We start from the raw sequence: 2086 nt of genomic DNA, 5'->3' as shown, positions 1-2086 counted from the left end.
TGGCAAAACTATAGGAAAATTTAAATAACAGTAGATTTTGATTGAGAGAGTAGATCGTGATTATTTGGGTAAACGAGCAAATCGATCCGTCGGGTATTCTTTATTCTTGTATTGCTTGTTGCGATGAGACTCAAGCAAAGGATTGCCACGAATCTTTTGAGAACAATTTGACGGCTGAGCAAAAACAGCAGGGCTGGGTTGCTACTTTGCGGACTGTTAGTTCTTGGGATGAGGTGCCTGTTAATGCTTTGAAATTGAATTAATGAGTGCAAGTCATCAGTAGCTTTAGTCTCGCCCTGTTTCCGTTCGAGAGAAATGGCAGGAAAACGTGGGACATCAGTTCGTCCAAGGCAAGATAACTCGATCGCACATTTATCAAATTAACAGAGGTTTTGTGAATCTGAAGGCAAAAAGCTGCAAGCATTTGGGGCTGCGAGTCTGAGGATTGTGCCCTGGAAGGTGCGGGAATTTGGGCGGAAATTCTCGGGCTGGCACTGCTGCGAACACGCTAGGAGGAAAAAGCGTGCAAGTGCGATCCTCTTCGAGGGCTCCGCTAACGATAAGTCGCATTTATTAAACGGGCTTTAGCATTACTATTAATACATAAAGGCATTTCCAATTGTCAAGTTAAATTTTTATGATTGAAACCTTATTTCACGCTTATACGCCTCTAGTTATCTGGACGGGCTTAGGATTGCTGCTGTTTCGGTACATCCCAGTTGATTTTCCCAAGCTGCTGAGCCACTTTCTTTTCTGGATTGGGATACCGCTGCAAATTCTAGTTTTAGCCCGTCAGAGCGATTTTTCAGGTGCTGTGGGGTTCACGCCGGCGATCGCCCTATTCGTATTATTTTTGAGCACGAGTTGTGCTTGGCTGACTTGGGTATTATTGCGTAGGCTGAGTGCGGCCCACATCAAAAAGCCGTATTTTCAGGGCAAAAATTCTCTAGTAAATTTATTTTTATTAAATTTTAATTCTCTGAAGCGATCGAGCCAGGGCAGTTTTCTCCTAGCTGCGATGTTAGGGAATACAGGCTTTGTTGGATTAGCAATCACCCCGTCTATAATCAGCACCGATAACAGCAACTGGGCTGTATTGTACAGCGTCACTAACAACGTTATTGGAACTTATTGTTTCGGTGTATTTATTGCTAGCTATTTCGGGAACTCTGAGCAAAAAAAACACTGGTGGACTCAGCTCCGGGACGTACTGACAGTTCCCGCCCTGTGGGCATTTTTAATTGGTTTTTATACTAGAAACATCCCCCTGCCCGAGACAGTGGAATCGGTATTGCAGACTGCTGTTTGGGTGGTAATTGCCAGTGCTTTGCTGCTGGTTGGCATCCGGCTGAGGTCTATTAAGAAATGGGAAAGTTTTGAACTGGCCTTAATCCCGTCGCTGTTAAAAGTGGTAATTGTGCCGGTGCTGATCGGATTGGGTGCTAGTTATTTCGGATTGAGTGGCGATCCGAGGTTCGTGTTGGTGTTGATGTCGGGAACGCCCACAGCTCTTTCTGTGCTGATTTTAGCAGAAGTCTACGAGCTCGATCGCGATTTATTAGCTAGCAGCATCGCCATCACTTCTGTCGGGTTGCTGTTGATGCTTCCGCTGTGGTTAGCTGGGTTTAGTTGAAGTTGGGCGATAGCGTCGGGCGTCTGGGAGTTAGAAACCGGGTTTCTTTTCAAAATCTCGGTAAGGATGCGTAAATTATCGCAGAAACCCGGTCAGGGTAAGAGCATCTCAATCATGCTTGACAAAAGCACTTGAGAATTTGCATCATATAGTCATCATTCATCGCAGCCCGTTTTCTTTTTGGTCGCAAGCTACGTTTAAGAGTTGTTTCTTGATTGACAACATTAAGTGCCATCCGTCTTACTATAGCAAAATTGTGAGGGCTATTTAACGAACGAATACGACATTTATATTCATTAAAGGTAACATCTAAACTCCACTGCATTTGGTTTTCAATGCTCCAATGTTGAGGCAGAAATAACTCCACAAGTGGGAGAATTAGATTAATTAGAAACATTTGTTGGCTCAAAAAAAACCTGGTTATGGACAGCAGTAAACCATTTTAAACCAGGT

2 protein-coding genes and 2 pseudogenes are annotated in these 2086 nt (G+C 43.9%); 3 read left to right on the top strand and 1 reads right to left on the bottom strand.

All coding sequences use genetic code 11. The features are described from left to right. Positions 1 to 56: 56 nt before the first annotated feature. Positions 57 to 263: a glycogen debranching protein gene (locus QT994_RS27535; RefSeq protein ID WP_333049131.1), complete on the top strand. Its 207-nt coding sequence runs from the start codon at positions 57 to 59 to the stop codon at positions 261 to 263. A gap of 374 nt (positions 264 to 637) precedes the next feature. Next, positions 638 to 1633, top strand: coding sequence for an AEC family transporter (locus QT994_RS27530; RefSeq protein ID WP_333180277.1), 996 nt, complete (start codon positions 638 to 640; stop codon positions 1631 to 1633). Between the two features lie 112 nt (positions 1634 to 1745). Here QT994_RS27530 and QT994_RS27525 read toward each other — a convergent pair. Then, positions 1746 to 1979, bottom strand: a pseudogene (locus QT994_RS27525) (transposase); the annotation flags it as partial. Positions 1980 to 1996: 17 nt separating this feature from the next. Between QT994_RS27525 and QT994_RS27520 the strand changes: the two are divergent. Next, positions 1997 to 2086 (top strand): annotated as a pseudogene (locus QT994_RS27520) (IS1 family transposase); the annotation flags it as partial.

The sequence above is a fragment of the Microcoleus sp. S13_B4 genome (assembly GCF_036700885.1).
In the GTDB taxonomy this organism is placed as follows: domain Bacteria; phylum Cyanobacteriota; class Cyanobacteriia; order Cyanobacteriales; family Microcoleaceae; genus Microcoleus.
The sequence above is the reverse complement of the archived record's forward strand: the minus strand, read 5'-3'. Positions and strand labels throughout refer to the sequence as shown.